The organism is Caldisericum exile AZM16c01 (assembly GCF_000284335.1).
GTDB lineage: Bacteria > Caldisericota > Caldisericia > Caldisericales > Caldisericaceae > Caldisericum > Caldisericum exile.
The window spans coordinates 203,609-219,652 of record NC_017096.1 but is presented as its reverse complement, the minus strand read 5'-3'; the positions used below and the strand labels follow the sequence as shown (position 1 = coordinate 219,652).

At 37.1% G+C, this 16,044-nt stretch carries 14 protein-coding genes; 3 read left to right on the top strand and 11 right to left on the bottom strand.

Features of this window, described 5'->3' with window-relative positions:
- The first annotated feature begins 18 nt into the window (after window positions 1-18).
- The 3 genes from CSE_RS01035 to CSE_RS01025 all read left to right on the top strand — a co-directional run bounded on the left by CSE_RS01035 (window position 19) and on the right by CSE_RS01025 (window position 3,523).
- Complete coding sequence (locus CSE_RS01035) at window positions 19-873, top strand: hypothetical protein (protein WP_014452769.1); 855 nt, start codon at window positions 19-21, stop codon at window positions 871-873.
- 278 nt (window positions 874-1,151) lie between these two features.
- Complete coding sequence (locus CSE_RS01030) at window positions 1,152-2,306, top strand: MSCRAMM family protein (RefSeq protein WP_156785881.1); 1,155 nt, start codon at window positions 1,152-1,154, stop codon at window positions 2,304-2,306.
- Between the two features lie 164 nt (window positions 2,307-2,470).
- A complete protein-coding gene (locus CSE_RS01025) occupies window positions 2,471-3,523 on the top strand; it encodes a hypothetical protein (RefSeq protein WP_014452767.1) in 1,053 nt (350 codons plus the stop codon).
- Between the two features lie 472 nt (window positions 3,524-3,995).
- On the opposite strand, the gene CSE_RS01020 is transcribed toward CSE_RS01025, so the two are convergent.
- The 11 genes from CSE_RS01020 to CSE_RS00970 form a co-directional block, all read right to left on the bottom strand.
- Window positions 3,996-4,823, bottom strand: a complete 828-nt coding sequence (locus CSE_RS01020) for an ABC transporter permease (RefSeq protein WP_014452765.1) — start codon at window positions 4,821-4,823, stop codon at window positions 3,996-3,998.
- On the bottom strand, window positions 4,814-5,632 hold the full coding sequence (locus CSE_RS01015; RefSeq protein ID WP_014452764.1) for an ABC transporter permease: 819 nt from the start codon (window positions 5,630-5,632) through the stop codon (window positions 4,814-4,816). The genes CSE_RS01020 and CSE_RS01015 overlap by 10 nt, the downstream gene beginning before the upstream one ends.
- A complete protein-coding gene (locus CSE_RS01010; RefSeq protein WP_014452763.1) occupies window positions 5,616-6,608 on the bottom strand; it encodes an ABC transporter ATP-binding protein in 993 nt (330 codons plus the stop codon). Before CSE_RS01010 ends, CSE_RS01015 begins: the two co-directional genes overlap by 17 nt.
- Before the next feature lie 145 nt (window positions 6,609-6,753).
- Window positions 6,754-8,118, bottom strand: coding sequence for an 8-oxoguanine deaminase (locus CSE_RS01005; protein WP_014452762.1), 1,365 nt, complete (start codon window positions 8,116-8,118; stop codon window positions 6,754-6,756).
- Window positions 8,102-10,390 carry a xanthine dehydrogenase family protein molybdopterin-binding subunit gene (locus CSE_RS01000; protein ID WP_014452761.1) on the bottom strand — a complete coding sequence of 763 codons (2,289 nt, stop codon included), beginning with the start codon at window positions 10,388-10,390 and terminating at the stop codon, window positions 8,102-8,104. The genes CSE_RS01005 and CSE_RS01000 overlap by 17 nt, the downstream gene beginning before the upstream one ends.
- A 3-nt stretch (window positions 10,391-10,393) precedes the next feature.
- On the bottom strand, window positions 10,394-11,269 hold the full coding sequence (locus tag CSE_RS00995) for an FAD binding domain-containing protein (RefSeq protein ID WP_014452760.1): 876 nt from the start codon (window positions 11,267-11,269) through the stop codon (window positions 10,394-10,396).
- Window positions 11,256-12,080 carry an XdhC family protein gene (locus tag CSE_RS00990; protein WP_014452759.1) on the bottom strand — a complete coding sequence of 275 codons (825 nt, stop codon included), beginning with the start codon at window positions 12,078-12,080 and terminating at the stop codon, window positions 11,256-11,258. The genes CSE_RS00995 and CSE_RS00990 overlap by 14 nt, the downstream gene beginning before the upstream one ends.
- Window positions 12,077-12,679, bottom strand: a complete 603-nt coding sequence (locus CSE_RS00985; protein WP_014452758.1) for a nucleotidyltransferase family protein — start codon at window positions 12,677-12,679, stop codon at window positions 12,077-12,079. The genes CSE_RS00990 and CSE_RS00985 overlap by 4 nt, the downstream gene beginning before the upstream one ends.
- Window positions 12,672-13,145: a (2Fe-2S)-binding protein gene (locus CSE_RS00980; RefSeq protein WP_014452757.1), complete on the bottom strand. Its 474-nt coding sequence runs from the start codon at window positions 13,143-13,145 to the stop codon at window positions 12,672-12,674. Before CSE_RS00980 ends, CSE_RS00985 begins: the two co-directional genes overlap by 8 nt.
- A 4-nt stretch (window positions 13,146-13,149) precedes the next feature.
- Entirely contained in the window at window positions 13,150-14,385 is a 1,236-nt protein-coding gene (gene preA, locus CSE_RS00975) for an NAD-dependent dihydropyrimidine dehydrogenase subunit PreA (RefSeq protein WP_014452756.1), read from the bottom strand.
- Window positions 14,378-15,640 (bottom strand): FAD-dependent oxidoreductase, encoded by a 1,263-nt coding sequence (locus CSE_RS00970; protein WP_014452755.1) that lies wholly within the window; start codon window positions 15,638-15,640, stop codon window positions 14,378-14,380. Before CSE_RS00970 ends, preA begins: the two co-directional genes overlap by 8 nt.
- Window positions 15,641-16,044: the final 404 nt, after the last annotated feature.

Below are 16,044 nucleotides of genomic sequence, written 5' to 3'. Positions count from 1 at the left end.
ATAAATGTCAAGGATATTTTGAATCCAGAAAAATATTATAATTTTGTTGAAGAAGAAATCAAAAAAGGGGAGGGGAAAGATGAAAAAGATTTTTATTTTAATAATTCTTATTTCTATCGCAACAAACGTATTGGGATGTCAAAAAAAGAAACAATAAACACTAACGAAACAATAATAAAAATAAGCAAGAACTCATCTACAACCCTCTACAAAGGAAAAACATGTAAAGCAACGCTTGTCGAGGTAAAAGGAAATACTGCGAAAATTGTTTTTGAAAGCGATTCTAACGAAACGGAAATACTTACTAAAAATCTATGGGAGGAAATAGACATTGATAAAGATGGGATAAGCGACTTAAAAATAAACTTTTTAAAAATTGGTGAAAGTGATGCTACCTTATCAATAATGGAATTAAGCACACTTAATGAAATTGAAATTTTAGACGAAGCAATCGGAGGAGTTGCACCATTCAAAGTTAAAAATCGCATTATTGATTTCTCTCTTGTTGAAAATAAAGATGATCTTGTCTTGCTTTATAGTGGTGGAAGTTCAAGATGGATTATTTGGGAAAAGTACGATAAAAACGGCAATCAAATAAACACTCCATCATTTGGAGGCGGCAAACTTAAATGGAAAAGGTCCATTAAGAATTTGTGCGATGATGTTGAGGTTCTTGATGCAGTACAGGTGAAGGATAACACTGTCGTAGCATTTGAAAATGATAAAGGTATATATCTTGCAACTTATAATAAGAATCTTGATCAACTGAACGACCGACTTTCGCAACCAAAGGCAAAGACAACACTTTTATTGCTACAGACGGAGAAAACAAAATTTGGATTACTTCATACTTTCCTCCTGAAGGTAAAATAAGCAAAGAAGGAGGTCGAATTGGTATCCTTGAATTTAGTGGTACAACAATTCCAATACTATCGAAAATTCTATTTACAACAAATTCTTTTGAGGGTAAAAAACAGTATCCAATTGATCTTTTATATGATGAATCTACAAACTCGGTTGTTTTCGTTTATACAGTTTGTGATTCCAGTAAAAAAGACTTCTTTATCACTTCAATAAATGCTGATGGTACAGTAAGATTCAACACTAAACTTATATCGTATGCTAATTTTTATGAAATTTTAGATTTGTCTTTGGCTACTAGTAATAACAAGGCTTATGTTTTTGTATTTTCCGAAAACCAATATGAAACTCTATATACTGTCAACCTGAATTCTGGAAGATATACCGTTACCTGGAGAGAAAAATATCCAAAAGGAATCCAAAACTTTAATTTAGACCATTGCTATTCCGAGTTTATAAATATTAACAATATACCACACCTTCTTTTCATAAGCGAAAACAGAAATAATTTCATACTTCAACCTTTTAATGAAAACGGGCCCTTCGGAGAACAAATCATTTTAAAAGGAGGGCAACCAGTTTACGCTGACATACTGATAGAAAGGACTTCGCTAAAAACTAACCCCAAAAAGGCAATTTGTGGATCGCCTTTGCTAATACAGGGAACGGCTTATAATAGGGGTGGGCAAACAGCGAATAACGTTACTGCATTCTTCAAAATTGATGATACTAATATAGGATCATTAGATCTTGGTAATATTCAACCATTTGATAGCGTGAGTTTCGCAAAGATTTATAACGTAAGTGATACACTCACAAAAGACAGAATTAACGTAGAAATTTCTTTAATTACTAATTCAAAACAGTTCGCAACAAAAAATGATAAGGAAACATTTATGCTAGACGTTCTACGGAAAGGGGTAGTGTTTGGAAGAGTATCCGAGGGGAGTGGTGTAACTGATCCAACGTGGTACACTGCAGGCCTTGAAGGAGTGGAAGTTTCGTTTCAAGGAATTAAAACTTATACCGATAAGAACGGATTTTTCACGATTGAAAACGTAGAATTTGGCAAAGGAATAATAAAATTCAAAAAAAATAGCTACAATGATGTTTCATTTGAAATAGAAACGACACGGACAAAACCAATTGTAAATGCAAGTGTAAGGATGAACAATCATGGAAGACTGAAAATAATTATACAAGATGAAAAAGGAGAAAAACTTTCCAACGTAACAGTTTATCTTGTTGACCATGAATACCAAACGGATACGGACAAAAATGGCGAAATCACTTTCAATATTCCTAAAGGTACTTATAGAATCGCATTTAAGAAAGCCGGATATCAAGCGATACCGCCTTCAGTTTATTATGTAGAACTTAGTAAAGAAAAAACTGTAACGATAACATTAAAAGAATTAACAACGGCAATCTTAAGGGGGAAGTAGTTCAAAAAAGTTTCGAAGGTGCTAACAATACAAAGATTACAATAAAGAACTACAAAAGAGAGACAGTATTTGATGGATTTACAAATAACAAAGGGGAATTTGGACCTCTTGAATTATTAGTTAAACCTAGCGGATATTACGAAATTGAGGCTAAAAATGGCAATTTGAAAGTTACTGAAAACGTTCTTCTAACTGGAGGAGAAGTAAATTCAACCATCATTGAGTTGATTCCCGGAAGAGGTAAACTTGCAGAAAGATCAATAACAAATGGTTTTACTTCCTGGATGATAAAAGCAGGTTGGCCAGGTTTTTTGGATCTTGGTGGAACAACAATCTATGTTTGGTTTGGGAACTATGCGATACAAGTTTCAACACGATATTGGGATAAATCAAGAGAACTGGATGCAGTTACTGTTACAATCTGGGGTGGAACATATGAGACTCATGTTACAAAAGGTGAGATAGAACTTGATGTAGAGGGCGAAGATTTAACAGGAGGAAAAGAGAAAAAACTTCCAGAAGCAATGGGAGAAAAAAGTGATGCTAATCTTCCGTGGTGGAAAAAAGCAGGAAAAACAATATACAAATTTTATGAAGAACATAAAGATGAAATTGATTTAACTAAAGAAATAATTAAAGGTGCAAAAGATCTTAAGGAAGCTTGGACTTCCGATGACGAATGGATTGTTCTTGGACAAAGTGCCGAGGTTTTAACATGGAAACAATCACTGGAGGATTTTGTTGTTCTTCCTTCATGGGACTGGGATCATCCTTTCGACTCGGCAAAAGACTTTGTAAAATCAATTCCAACAAGTTTTGCGATACCTGCTGTAATAGGTGGACATAGTGTAGAAAACACAGTCGTAAGAGTTGATGGGATAGATATCGTGAACTGCAAAACTCATGAAATATACTACAGCAATAGGATGCAGTGGTATAACAACTTTATAACCCAAGATTCAGAAAATGCAACAAGTAGGACTTTTGGGATGAGCCGCGACGAGATACCTGTTGAGGACATACGAGTGTTCGTTTGGTTAACTATTCAAAAAGAGCGCTACGGCGAACTCTACGGAACATGTTTTTGCGATAGAGAAAAACAAGTTGTGATTTTCGATCCAGGCAGAGGGGCAATGAAAGCATTTATTTCATACGCAGATTTTTATTTAAATCCTGAACCGTGGACTGACGCATTTATAAAAAACATGTCAAACTAAACTAAATAGTTTGCCGAAATAAGCTCATCTTATAAAGAAAAGCGCTTCGTAAAATTTAACATCAATGCAGGAAAGTATATGAGTTAAGAAACAAAAAATCTTCTAAAAACTCACCGAAATGGACAAATTTAACTTTTAAGAGATTCTTTGCCTCATAAATTTATTTTAGCTGCGGATGAACTCATGAAGACTAAAAATACAAAAATAGCAAACAAAACTAAGGATATATTAAAGCAAAAAAAGCTTTTAAAAAATGGAGTTGAGTTAATCGTTGCTTTCGGTTTTTGACTATATCATGAAGTGACCGAAAAAAACAGTTATTAACTTTTCAGTTGATTTTGGTAAAAATCCCTGCATTTTCCTTCATTGAACTAACTAACTATCTTTAAAAATTATCTGGATCAATAAGTTTCAATTACTTCTCATATGTTAAATAACAACAAATGCTCTAAAATACTCCACAATTTAATTTTTAAAACGCTGTTGTTATGTCGATATAACCTTTTTTAATAGCGCTTTTGAGGGCAAAATTTAAAAGAATAAGACCTAAGACAAAATACAAAATATTAACAAGGAATGCAAAAGATACAAGAGCAGAAGTTGAATATCCACTAAAGAACGCTGTAAGATGCTTCCCGAAGAGGGCATACCTTCCAAGTTCAATTGCAGAAGAGAGAGGAAAATAAAGAGAAATAATATAGCCAAATTTTGGAAGAATCGTCGGTGGAAACATCGCACCACTTATCAAAAAGAGTGCTCCAAATAGTATGTCCATAAGACTTGTTTCTTCTCTTACAGAAAGAAGGTAATAACTTGCAAACATAAGCGCAATGCCAAATGACCCAACAAATCCTGTAATAACTGAAAAGATTAATAGCAAAAAGTTAACTGAAAGACTAACTTTAAATATGGGAATAAATAAGACAAGGACTATGGCACTGCTTGAAATCTGTAAAAGCACATACCCCAAGGCTCTTCCAAGCGCATAAATGATGTAGTTCGTTTTCGAGACAATAATGTACTTTAGCATCCTGTAATGCTCCCTATCGTCAATCACTGTAAAAGATGTGTTGAAAAATATCGAAGAAAAAACAAAGTAAAATAAAGATCCAACAAAAGCAAACCTGAAAATATCCTTATCAAAACCTCCACCAAGAAATCCATAAATAATTATCACAGGAAGTGTCGTAGAAAACGAGAAAAGCAATATATAAAGAGCATAGAGCCACTTCTTAGTCCAGTTACTTTCTATTTGTATACCAATGTAAATTGCTGCAAGCAAACCTCGTATCACTGCCATTTTAAAGTAAGCCTTCCCTCTTTTTTGGAGAGATTTTCAATAAAAACAAGCATACGTAAGGCAATAAACAAGAAGATAGAACCAAGGATAGCAAGGATTATCGTTTCGATTTTCCAATTCAAAAACAACATATTGTAGCTTGGAAGGAGTATTTGTCTCAAGGCGTCAAGTCCGAGTGTAAGAGGAATTGCTGAAACAATTGCTGCAAATGTCGTCCCCAAAACCTTTATAGGGAAATAAAAGCCAGAGATAATCGATACAGGATCTTGAATGAGAACCATCACACGCCAAAGTTCTCTTCCATAAAAAAGAAAAAGCGCAGAAAACATCATTCCAACAGAGTAAAGTGCGTATATCGAAATAAAAAATACAAAAACCAAAGTAAAAGGGCTTGAAACAACTATGGGAATCTTAAATATGACAATACCAACAAAAAGGACAAGGAGTGCTCTGAATGTTGTATGAATAAAACCTCCAATCGTAAGCCCAAGAAGGAACGCAGAAAGCGACGCAGGGGAAAGAACAATCAGTTGAAGGTTCCCCATTTCTTTTTCCCAGTAGAGTTGCGATGCAACAGACCAGAGTACATTAAGCCAATATGGTGTCATAAAACCGCCAAGAAGAACAATCCCTGAAAATTCCTCTGGTGCGTTAATACTTCTAAATACATAAATGAATGTTGCCATCGTAAGGAATGCGCCAATAACAGAACTTATTATCCAGTTAATGTCTCTTTTAAACTGAGCGAAAATTCTCACGTATGCTCTTGCCCAAACAGTCCTAAGGTACAATTCAATTTGTTTCTTCATCTTCAAGTCTTTTTCCGACAAGTTTAATAAAGACATCCTCAAGTGTCGGTTCAATCTTACGCAAACTCAAAATCTCTTTGTTAACTTCAACAATTTTTTGAATGACTTTTGCGATGTCCTTCTCTTCTTTCAAAATCACACTTAAAGTACTTACCCCACGCTCAATATGATCTTTTATTAAACAATTAATACCGAATTCTTTGAGATCATTTGTAAGAATTTGAGAAGTTTCTTTTGGAACAATGGAAGTTTCTATTTCAAAAAATATCTCATCTGAAATCGCTTTTTTAAGGTTTTCTGGCGTATCAAGTGCAACTATCCTACCTTTGTTTATTATTGCAATCCTGTCGCACAGTTCATCTGCTTCTGCCATATAATGTGTTGTAAGAAGAACGGTTCTAGTCGGCTTTTCTTTTACCCATTCTGAGACAATACTTCGGATGGTACGTGCTGCTTCAACATCAAGCCCAATGGTTGGCTCATCTAAAAACAAAATCTTTGGATCTGTTATAAGCCCTCGAACAAGATTTACCTTTTGCATCATACCAGTTGAAAGTCTGTTTAAAAGTGTATCTTTTGAGTCCCACATGCCTACAAGTTTAAGGTAATGCTCAATCCTCTTACTTGCTTCATTCGTCGGTATGCCGTAGAATTGAGAAAACATCCAGAGAGATTCTTTAACTGTTAAAATACCATATCCTGCAGATTCACCTCCTGAAACAAGATTTATAATTTCCCTTATTTTTTGAACTTCCTTTTCGACATCAAAACCTCCTACAAAGGCCTTGCCAGAGGTTGGATACAAAAGCGTGGAGAGAATTTTTATAGTTGTAGTTTTGCCTGCACCGTTCGGACCTAAAAAACCAAAAATTTCACCGTAATGAACCTCAAATGAGATACCATCAAGTGCGAAAAAACTATCTTTCCCTTTTTTATATACTCTTTTTAAATTCTCAACAACGATTGCTTTATCCATGTAAGTAATCTTTCAAGGCACAAAGATAGTTTAACGCATAAGTTTCACTTTGTCAATAAATATCAAGAGCCTCTTTTGAAAAGATTTGTATAAAGACATTAAAAGGGGGCTTTTGCCCCCCAAAAAACATGAATCTACCAAAATCTCACTCCATCGATAGCAACTTTCTTGAAATTTCGTTTTGTTTTTGGATGTATTTTTCTTCGTCAATGTGGACAAAACGCCCATCCTCGATTACCACATTTCCATTTATCATTGAAAAATCAACACCTTTTGCATCACAAAAGACAAGTGCGCGAACTGGATCTGAAAGTCCTCCTGCAAATTCAAGACGATCATCAAGTTTAAAGCCAATGATATCTGCAGCCTTACCAACTTCAATTGAACCAATTTCTTTTTCCATCCTGAGAACCGATGCACCACCAAATGTTCCCAATTTAAGTGCTTCGGAAGCAGTTAATGCACTTTCTCCAAATGCAACCCTTTGAAGAAGCATTGCATTTCTTATTTCAAGAAGGAAGTTTCCCGTGTCGTTTGAAGAACTTCCATCAACTGCAAGGCCAATACGCATATTTGTATTTTTCATTTTATAAACTGGTGAAATGCCAGAGCCAAGGCGCATGTTTGATGTGGGGCAGTGTGCCATACCAACACGAGCATCGGAAAGTTTCTTTATGTCAATATCCGTAAGGTGTACAAGATGAGCAAACCATACTCTGTCTGAAAGCCATCCTAATTCTTCCATATAGTCTACAGGGCGTTTTCCAAATTTTTCGATGCAAAATTCGTCCTCATCTTTTGTCTCTGCAAGGTGAGTATGGAGTAGAAGATCATGCTTCTCTGCAAACTCTCTTGTAAGAATCATAAGTTCTTTTGTAACAGAGAAAGGAGAGCATGGTGCAAGAGCAACTCTACTCATTGAGAATGGTTTCGGATCGTGATAGAGTTTTACCACACGTTCGTAATCCTTTAAAATTTCTTCTTCTGTTTGCACAACTGAATCTGGCGGAAGACCACCATCTTTTTTTGAAAGGGACATACTCCCCCTTGTACCGTAGAACCTTACACCAGTTAACCTTGCACCTTCAACTTCCGCATCATAGAGATTTGGGTGTCCTTTAGGGAACAAATACAAATGGTCTGTTGTGGTTGTAACGCCAGATTTCATCATCTCAAGGATTGCAACAATTGAAGAGATATAGACTGCCTCTTCATCGATGTACTTCCAACGCTCATACAGGAACACAAGCCAATCAAAGAGTTTTGCATCTTGCACCTGTCGAACCGCCCTAAAAAGTGACTGGTAAAAATGGTGATGTGTATTTACAAATCCTGGAAGCATTACCATTCCTTTTGCATCAATAACTTTACCAAACTCGCCCTGAGGAGGCGTATTAACCCCAATTTCCTTTATGATGTTATCTTCAATCTCAATCCAAGCGTTTTTTAATTCCCTTTCCTCACTATCAAAGGTTGCAAGGGTATCAATATTTTTAATCAATGTCCTCATTTTGACTCTCCTTGATTGCAAAATATACAACCTCTGGTGTTGCAGGGATTCTAAAGATTCTTGCACCTGTTGCATCATAAATTGCGTTGGTTACTGCAGGGGGTGTTGCCACCATAACGGTTTCTGCAATACCCTTAGATCTAAATGGTCCGGTATCTTCGGGATTTATCACAGGAATTGCTTCAATGCGTCTTGGTGCATCCTTTATTGTTGGGATTATGTAAGTTGAAAAGTTAGGATTCTTGACAATACCTTTTTCAATAATAGTATGTTCCATAAGGCCGTATCCCATACCCATAACAAAGCCACCTTCAACCTGTGCTTCGTATCCTTGTCTATTAATAATAACACCACCATCAACTGCTTCTGCGCCTTCAATCACAGAAACTTCACCTGTTAGTGTATTAACCTCAACATACGCTGCATGTGCTGAAAATGCAAAGATATGGTGTGGAAGCCCAAAGGCATTTTCCAATTTTATATCTGCAGTTGGCACAAGGAAGTATCCTTCAGTTTCAGGAAGAGATCCAACCTCCTTAAAGGCCTGTGCCAGTTCTTCATAGGAAACTTTGTTTCCACTATCTTTGTCAAAAACATATCCAAAGTCAAAATCAAGTCTATCAGTGCTTACTTTCAATAATTCTGCTGCCTTCTCTTTCAAAATTTCCTTCATCTTATCTGCCGCAATAACTGCAGCCTTTCCACCTGTATAAACTCCACGTGATGCACTTGTAGGTCCCGAATCTGCTGTTAAGAAACTATCGCCTAAAATAACCTTTACCTTTTCAATCGGGACATGCATTGCTTCTGCAACAATCTGCGCATAGGATGTGCCAATTCCTTGGCCGTAATCAACAGTACCAATTCTTACAGTAAATCCTCCATCTTCGTTCATATTGAGAATCGCACCACCATAATCAGGAATGCCAACACCAAGACCAGTCCCCTGATAGGTTAGAGCCATTCCAACCCCACGCCTAAGCCATGGTTTGGATTGCTCTTTCCGCAACGCATCTCTATTTTTCCAGATATACGATTCTTTTATTGCATCAAGGACAAGTTCAGTTCCAACAGATGTTGTGAGGACATTCCCAATGGAAGTTCTGTCACCTTTTCGTAGTGCATTCTTCTTTCTAAGTTCAATTGGATCGATTCCTAATTTACGAGATGCAATATCCATTATTGTCTCAATTGCAAATGCTGTTTGAGGTGCTCCAAAACCACGGAATGCGCCTGCAATACCATTATTTGTAAATACAGCATAGCCGTCAACATGTACATTATCCACCCGATAGGGGCCACAAGCATGCTCAACTGCAAGATTTAAAACAGGTCCACCCAATGAAGAATACGCACCTTTATCTTCAACAAGATATGCATCAACGCCAAGAAGTGTTCCATCTTTTTTGAATGCAACCTTATAACGCATCTTAAAAGGATGCCTTTTCCAGTAAGCAATGATTGATTCTTCTCTTGAAAGAGTTATTTTAACAGGGCGTTTTGCCTTTATTGCAAGAAGTGCAAGAATCGGTTGAATGGAAAGTTCATCTTTACGACCAAAAGCACCACCGACTGGATACGATACAACATGAATTTTCTTTGGATTCCAGTTGAGACATCTTGCAAGTTGTAGTTGGTCCCTTTGAGGATATTGAGAGCCAACATAAACATGTAAAACCCCTTCTTCATCTACAAAGGCTACACCGCCTTCGGTTTCAAGTGGCGTATGGTCTTGCCTTCCTGTAAAGAATGTCTCTTCAATTATCAAATCAGCCTCTTTAAACGCACTCTCCACATCTCCTCGGGTTATCTCAGTATGAAGATGTATGTTTCCCTCTTCGTGAATTTTCGGTGCATCCTCTTCCATTGCTTCTTCTGGATCCTCAACCACAGGCAATGGCTCGTATTCAACATCGATTAGTTTAATTGCTTTCTCTGCAATCTCTTCTGTTTCAGCTGCAACTGCTGCAACCGCATCACCAATGTATCGCACTTTATCCTTGCAGAGTACTGGCATATCAGGGACAACAATACCAAAACCATTTACACCTGGCACATCTTTGTGTGTTATTACCGCTACAACTCCTGGAAGTGCCTCAGCCTTTGAGGTATCGATTTTTAAAATTTTTGCATGGGGATATTTTGCTCTAAGGATTTTCCCAAACGCCATATTTGGGAATTTTAGATCAGACATGTATTTAATTTTCCCTGTTGCCTTTTCGAGTGCATCAATTCGAGGTATAGGCTTCCCGATATATTTCAACTCTTCCATTTCTTACCTCCTGAACCCTTTTAAAAAGAGGTCTGCAATCCCTTCATACACAATGTTTATAGAGACATCGCGCCTGTATTCAAGAGAGCCTCTTACATCAGTTATAGGAGAAACTTCTCTATAAACTAATCGTGCAATATACATAATCTTGTCAAGAGAATCAAGAATTTCACTTGTAAGAGCATTTTCAACAATTTTTGCTCTAACAACTGTTGGCGCAACTGCACCTAAGGCGACGTATGCTTTTGAGAATTTGTTGGGTATACTATCTTTTGTAAGACGTACTGCAGCATTTACAACAGAAATTGCAGTACCTTTTCTTTGACCAACTTTTCTAAAGAAACCGATATCGTTATCTTTCATCTTCTCAAATTCAACACCCATTATTATTTCGTTTTCCTTTAAGGCAGTCTTTCCAGGACCAAGGAAAAAGTCCTCGATTGGAATTTCGCGACTACCTTCAACACTTTTTACATGCAACTTTGATAGAAGCACGAAAAGTGCAGGGATTGAATCACCTGCAGGAGATGCATTTGCAATATTTCCACCAATTGTGCCAATGTTTCTTATCTGAGGTGAACCAATGGATTTAATAGCATCAAAAAGGATAGGCACAGAGTCTTTAATTAAAGTGTTTTCAAGAATTTCTGTGTGAGTTGTTCCTGCACCAATGTAAATTGTATCACCTTTATCAACAACCCCTTTTAGTTCTTCTAACCTTGATACATCAAGCAATTTATCCTCATTTACCTGATCTTGCTTTAAGTGGACAACAAGGTCAGTCCCGCCTGCGATGACCTTAATGCTTCCCTTAAGGTCATTTTTAATTTGAAGTGCTTCTTCCAATGTTTTAGGGAAAAAATAATCAAGCTCTTTCATGGGCACTCCTTTCAGTTAAAACTTTATCAATATACCCCTTTTTAAGGGCAATAATTTCTCCTAAAATTGCTATTGCAATCTCAAATGGCGTTTCGGAACCAATCGCAAGACCAACAGGTGCAAAAATCTTATCCAAAAATTCCTTTGGCACCCCTAATTCCATTGCCTTTTCAAAGCACTTATTCCTTCGATTAAGGCTTCCAATCATTCCAATGTAGGTGTAAGAAACACCTTTGTCGTATAGTCCTTTTAGAATGTATGGGTCGTTTTCGCCGCCAGGAGTAACGATAATGACCTCTGCACCATCACAAATGGGAAGTTCTGAAACTCTTTTGTAAATCCCCTCACCGTTAAATACTGTTGTATTGGGAAAATTTTCAACATTTGCAAAATCCACACGCTCATCAACAACAAGAAAGTCATAATCATTCGAAACTTTGGCAACTTCGTAAATTGCCTTCCCAAGATGTCCTGCTCCAAAAATTACCAACTGCCTTTTCGTGCCAACATATTCAAAGTACAACTCGGCCTCCCCACCGCACACCATACCCAAAGAAAGTGGATCACCTTCTTTGAGAACATATTTTTTATAGTAGGTCCCTTTTGTCTTAAAAAGTTCTTTTGCAATACTAAGTGCATCTTTTTCAAGAGTCCCACCACCAACCGTCCCGTAGAAAGAGCCATCTTTAAGAACAACCATCTTGAAGCCCTTTTTGCCTGAAGTTGATTCTTCTGCATTTACAACGACAACAAAAACAAATTCAGTGCCACTTTTTATAAGTTCTGCAATCTTTTCGTATACATTAATCATATGCTACCTCCCTCTAAATATCGGAGGATTTTTTCGTAATCCTCTTTTGTATCCATGTCAATAGTAACTTCAATTGGTGCATCGATATAAATGATTTTGTCTTTGAATGAATCAAAAACTTCCCTTAAAGTTTCGTATTTACTTGATAATATTGCGTCTTTAATAAACTTTGGAAATAAAACTGGATGTCCGCCTCTCTTGTTATAAGATGGGATAACGATGTGTTCAAAATCAAATGCTTTAAGAATCTTATTAATGATTTCGCTATTTATAAGGGGATTATCGACAAGCCCAAGAAGAATGTTATCAAAAGTGGCAGATCCAACACCTTTAACAATTGAAGAAAACATACCTTGTTCATAATCTTCGTTGTGGATAATTCTTACTTTATCAGTGGGAAACAGGCTTTTTATAACTGATTCAAGTTTTTCGCCGTTAAAACCAACTACAACAACAAGTTCGTCAATAGGAGCATTTAAATACTCTTCAATAAGTTTTTCAATAACAAGTTTATCTTTTAGGGAGAGAAGCGCCTTCATCTCCCCCATTCTTTCTGATTTGCCAGCAGACAAAAGGACTCCTGAAATTTTGTTATCCATTTAGTTCTTCCGAAGCCTTTTTAACAGCGTTTATAATCTTTATATAACCTGTGCATCTGCAGAGATTTCCAGAGAGACCCTCCCTAATATCATCTTCTGTTGGATGGGGATTTTTAGAAAGAAGGTCATATGCAGACACAACAAATCCAGGCGTACAGAAACCACACTGCACTGCTCCTTCTTCAACAAAGGCCTTTTGTATCGGGTGAGGATTTTCAAATGTTCCAATTCCTTCAACAGTTGTAATATCTGCACCATCAACCTTTGGCGCAAGGACAAGACACGATGTAACAGTTTTTCCATTAAAAATTACAGTGCATGCACCACATTCGCCTTTACCACATCCTCTTTTTGTGCCAGTTAAACCAATTTTCTCACGTATAATTTGAAGAAGCGTAAGATTTGACGGCACCGTGAGGTTATATTCTTTGCCGTTCAATTTGAAGTTAATATTTACTTCTTTCAAGTTCTCACCTTCTTTCTGCAAAATAGTGAACCTTAGAATCGAGTTTTTCTTTCATCCTTATTGCATCAACAGGACAAACCTGCATACACATTGCACAACCTGTGCACTTGTCTTCATTTACAGTTGGTTTACGTAATTCCGAATCCCAGGATATTGCCATGTGCCCTCCGTCGTTACAAGCAGCATAGCAGAGACCACAACCAATACACTTATCATAGTTAATTTCAGACCTTGTTTCCGGTTTTACAAGATCCTCTTGATTCTTTATGTTCTTCAATGCCCTACCAATAATTTCCATAGGGGATGCAAATCCCATTTCTTTAAGATAATGTTCAAGGCCGCTTCTAAGGTCTCTTATTGTCCTAAAACCATAGTGCATTGGAAGTGTGCAGAATTGAACGTTTGATGCACCAACCGCCATAAATTCAACAGCATCTCTCCAGTTAAATGCACCGCCATTTCCAGAAATGACAATATCCACGTTTCTTGCAATTTCCGCTATGGTTCTTAAGGTAATAGGCTTAATTGCAGGACCAGACAAGCCAGAGTATGCTCCTTCACCAAAGAGTGTTGGATATGGTTCGAATGTGTAGATGTCAACACCCGTTAGAGAAGGAATAGTATTTGATGCAGTAATGCCATCTGCTCCGCCGCGTTTGACTGCTTTTGCAACTTCAACGATATCAGTTACCTGTGGTGTAATCTTAATGAGAACTGGCGTTGTGTCGGCAGCTTCTTTTACCCAACGAGTGACTTTCTCTGTTGCCTCAATACTTTGTGCAAGCATTTTTCCTGGCTCTTCTCCCATACTTCCCTGCGGACAACTGAAGGAACATTCAATAAGATCTACTTGAGCTTTCTTCAATCTCCAAACAAGCGTTTGCCAATCCTCCTTTGATGCACCCATGATGGATGCTGCAATCATCTTATTGGGAAATTTCTTTTTTAGATACTTAACTCTTTCTTCAACAACATCAATGTGGTGATGAGAGATTAGGTCAATATTACCAAGGCCTACAACCTTTCTACTCATTGGTCCAAAAGAAGACATCATAGGGTTTTTGAGGTCAACGGGATTTCCCTCAACAGATGTTGTCTTAAGGATTACACCAGCCCAACCTTCCTCAAGTCCTCTCTCTGCCATTTCAAGTTCGTCAGTTGGAGGGGCAGCAGAGAGAATAAAAGGAGAATCAAGATGAATGCCTAAAAAGTCAATTGATATATCAACTTTCTTAAACATTTTTTCCTCCTTCAAGATATTTTAAAATTGACTGTGCTGCCTTCTTTCCGTCAGCAACAGACTCTACAATCGTTGAAGCACCCCTTACAATATCACCACCTGCAAAAACGCCTTTCATTGAAGTTTCAAGATCTTCATTTGTCTTAATAAGGCCGTTATTTGTCTTCTCAAGTTCCGAGAATATATCCGATGGCTTTTGTCCAATTGCAATTACAATAGTATCAAATGGGATAAAGAAATCAGAGTTCGGTACTTCTTCAAATGTGCGCCTCCCGCTTGAATCAGTTTCTCCAAGACGTGCTCTTCTGCATAATAGCCCTTCAACTTTTTCTGTTCCCTTAATTTCAAGTGGAATTGCAAGGAACTGGAATGCGACTCCTAATTCAAGTGCTTCTTCAATTTCATCCCTAAATGCCCTTAATTCCTTTAACCCCCTTCTGTAGACAACCTCAACATCTCTTGAAGGATCCTCTCGCTTCAAGGCTGCGGCAACTTCTACTGCAACATTTCCGCCACCGATAACACCAACTCTTTTTCCAAGACCTGTTTTCATACCAGACTTAATTGTCTTTAAGAGTTTTCGTGCGGTATATACATTTTGAAGGTTTACACCTTTTACATCAAGCTCGAGTTCCTCTGTCAAACCTGTTGAGATAAAAACAGCATCGAATTCCCCATGAAGTTCATTTATGCTTGTAATTTTCTTGTCCCTCACTTCGGCATTAAACAATTCGAGAATCTGTTTTGCCTCACTTCTCGATATTTCATCTGAGAGTCGCTCTTTTGAGATTTCTTGAACAGGGATTCCACCAAGTTCCTTCTTCTCGAAAATTACAGACTTAACGCCGAATCTTCTTAATTCTCTTGCACATGCAAGTCCTGCCGGCCCTCCTCCAATTATTGCAACTTTCCTTCCGTTTAGGGGAGGCAAATCAAGTTCAAGATCTTTTAGCTTCACATTGTCTGTAACAAATTTATGGAGCTCTCTAATCTTTATAGGGGTATCAATCTTTGTTCTGGTGCAAACAGATTGGCAAAATTGCTCTTCAGGACAAACTTCTCCGCAAACCTCAATTGATGGATTTGCAAGGCTTATAAGTTCTCTTGCACCTTTAAGATTACCGCTTCGAATTGATTGTATAAATTCAGGCACAGGCACATGTGCAGGACACGCCTTTTCACATGGAGCATCATAACAGTATAAACATCGTTCTGCTTCAATTAAAGCCTGCGTTTGGTCAAGTTTTCTTTCCACTTTTATACCTCCTTTGAATTTTTTCTCATACTTATATTATATTAATTCTTTGCCATTTTGTTAAAGAGGGTTAACAAAACACCTTGGTTTGAGAATTCTAATTGAAAGTATTAAAATTTATTGCGGCAGAAGTCATTAAAAACCTACCATTCCTTTATTTCTTTCTCTTTATTACAGGAAGCACCACGATGCAAATCCTAAAACAAAATGAAATCTCAGGGTTACGAACAACTATAACAGTATCCAATTCTTAAATTTGAGATAGACAAAATAAAATAGTTGAAATTGTATCTATAAGCATTTGCTTATTTTTTTCATGAAAAAATGCCTTTCCCACAATTAAAGGCTATTTTTCTCTCGGAGTATCGATAGAAAAAAAATTTAAATACCTCCTTTTTTAAGAT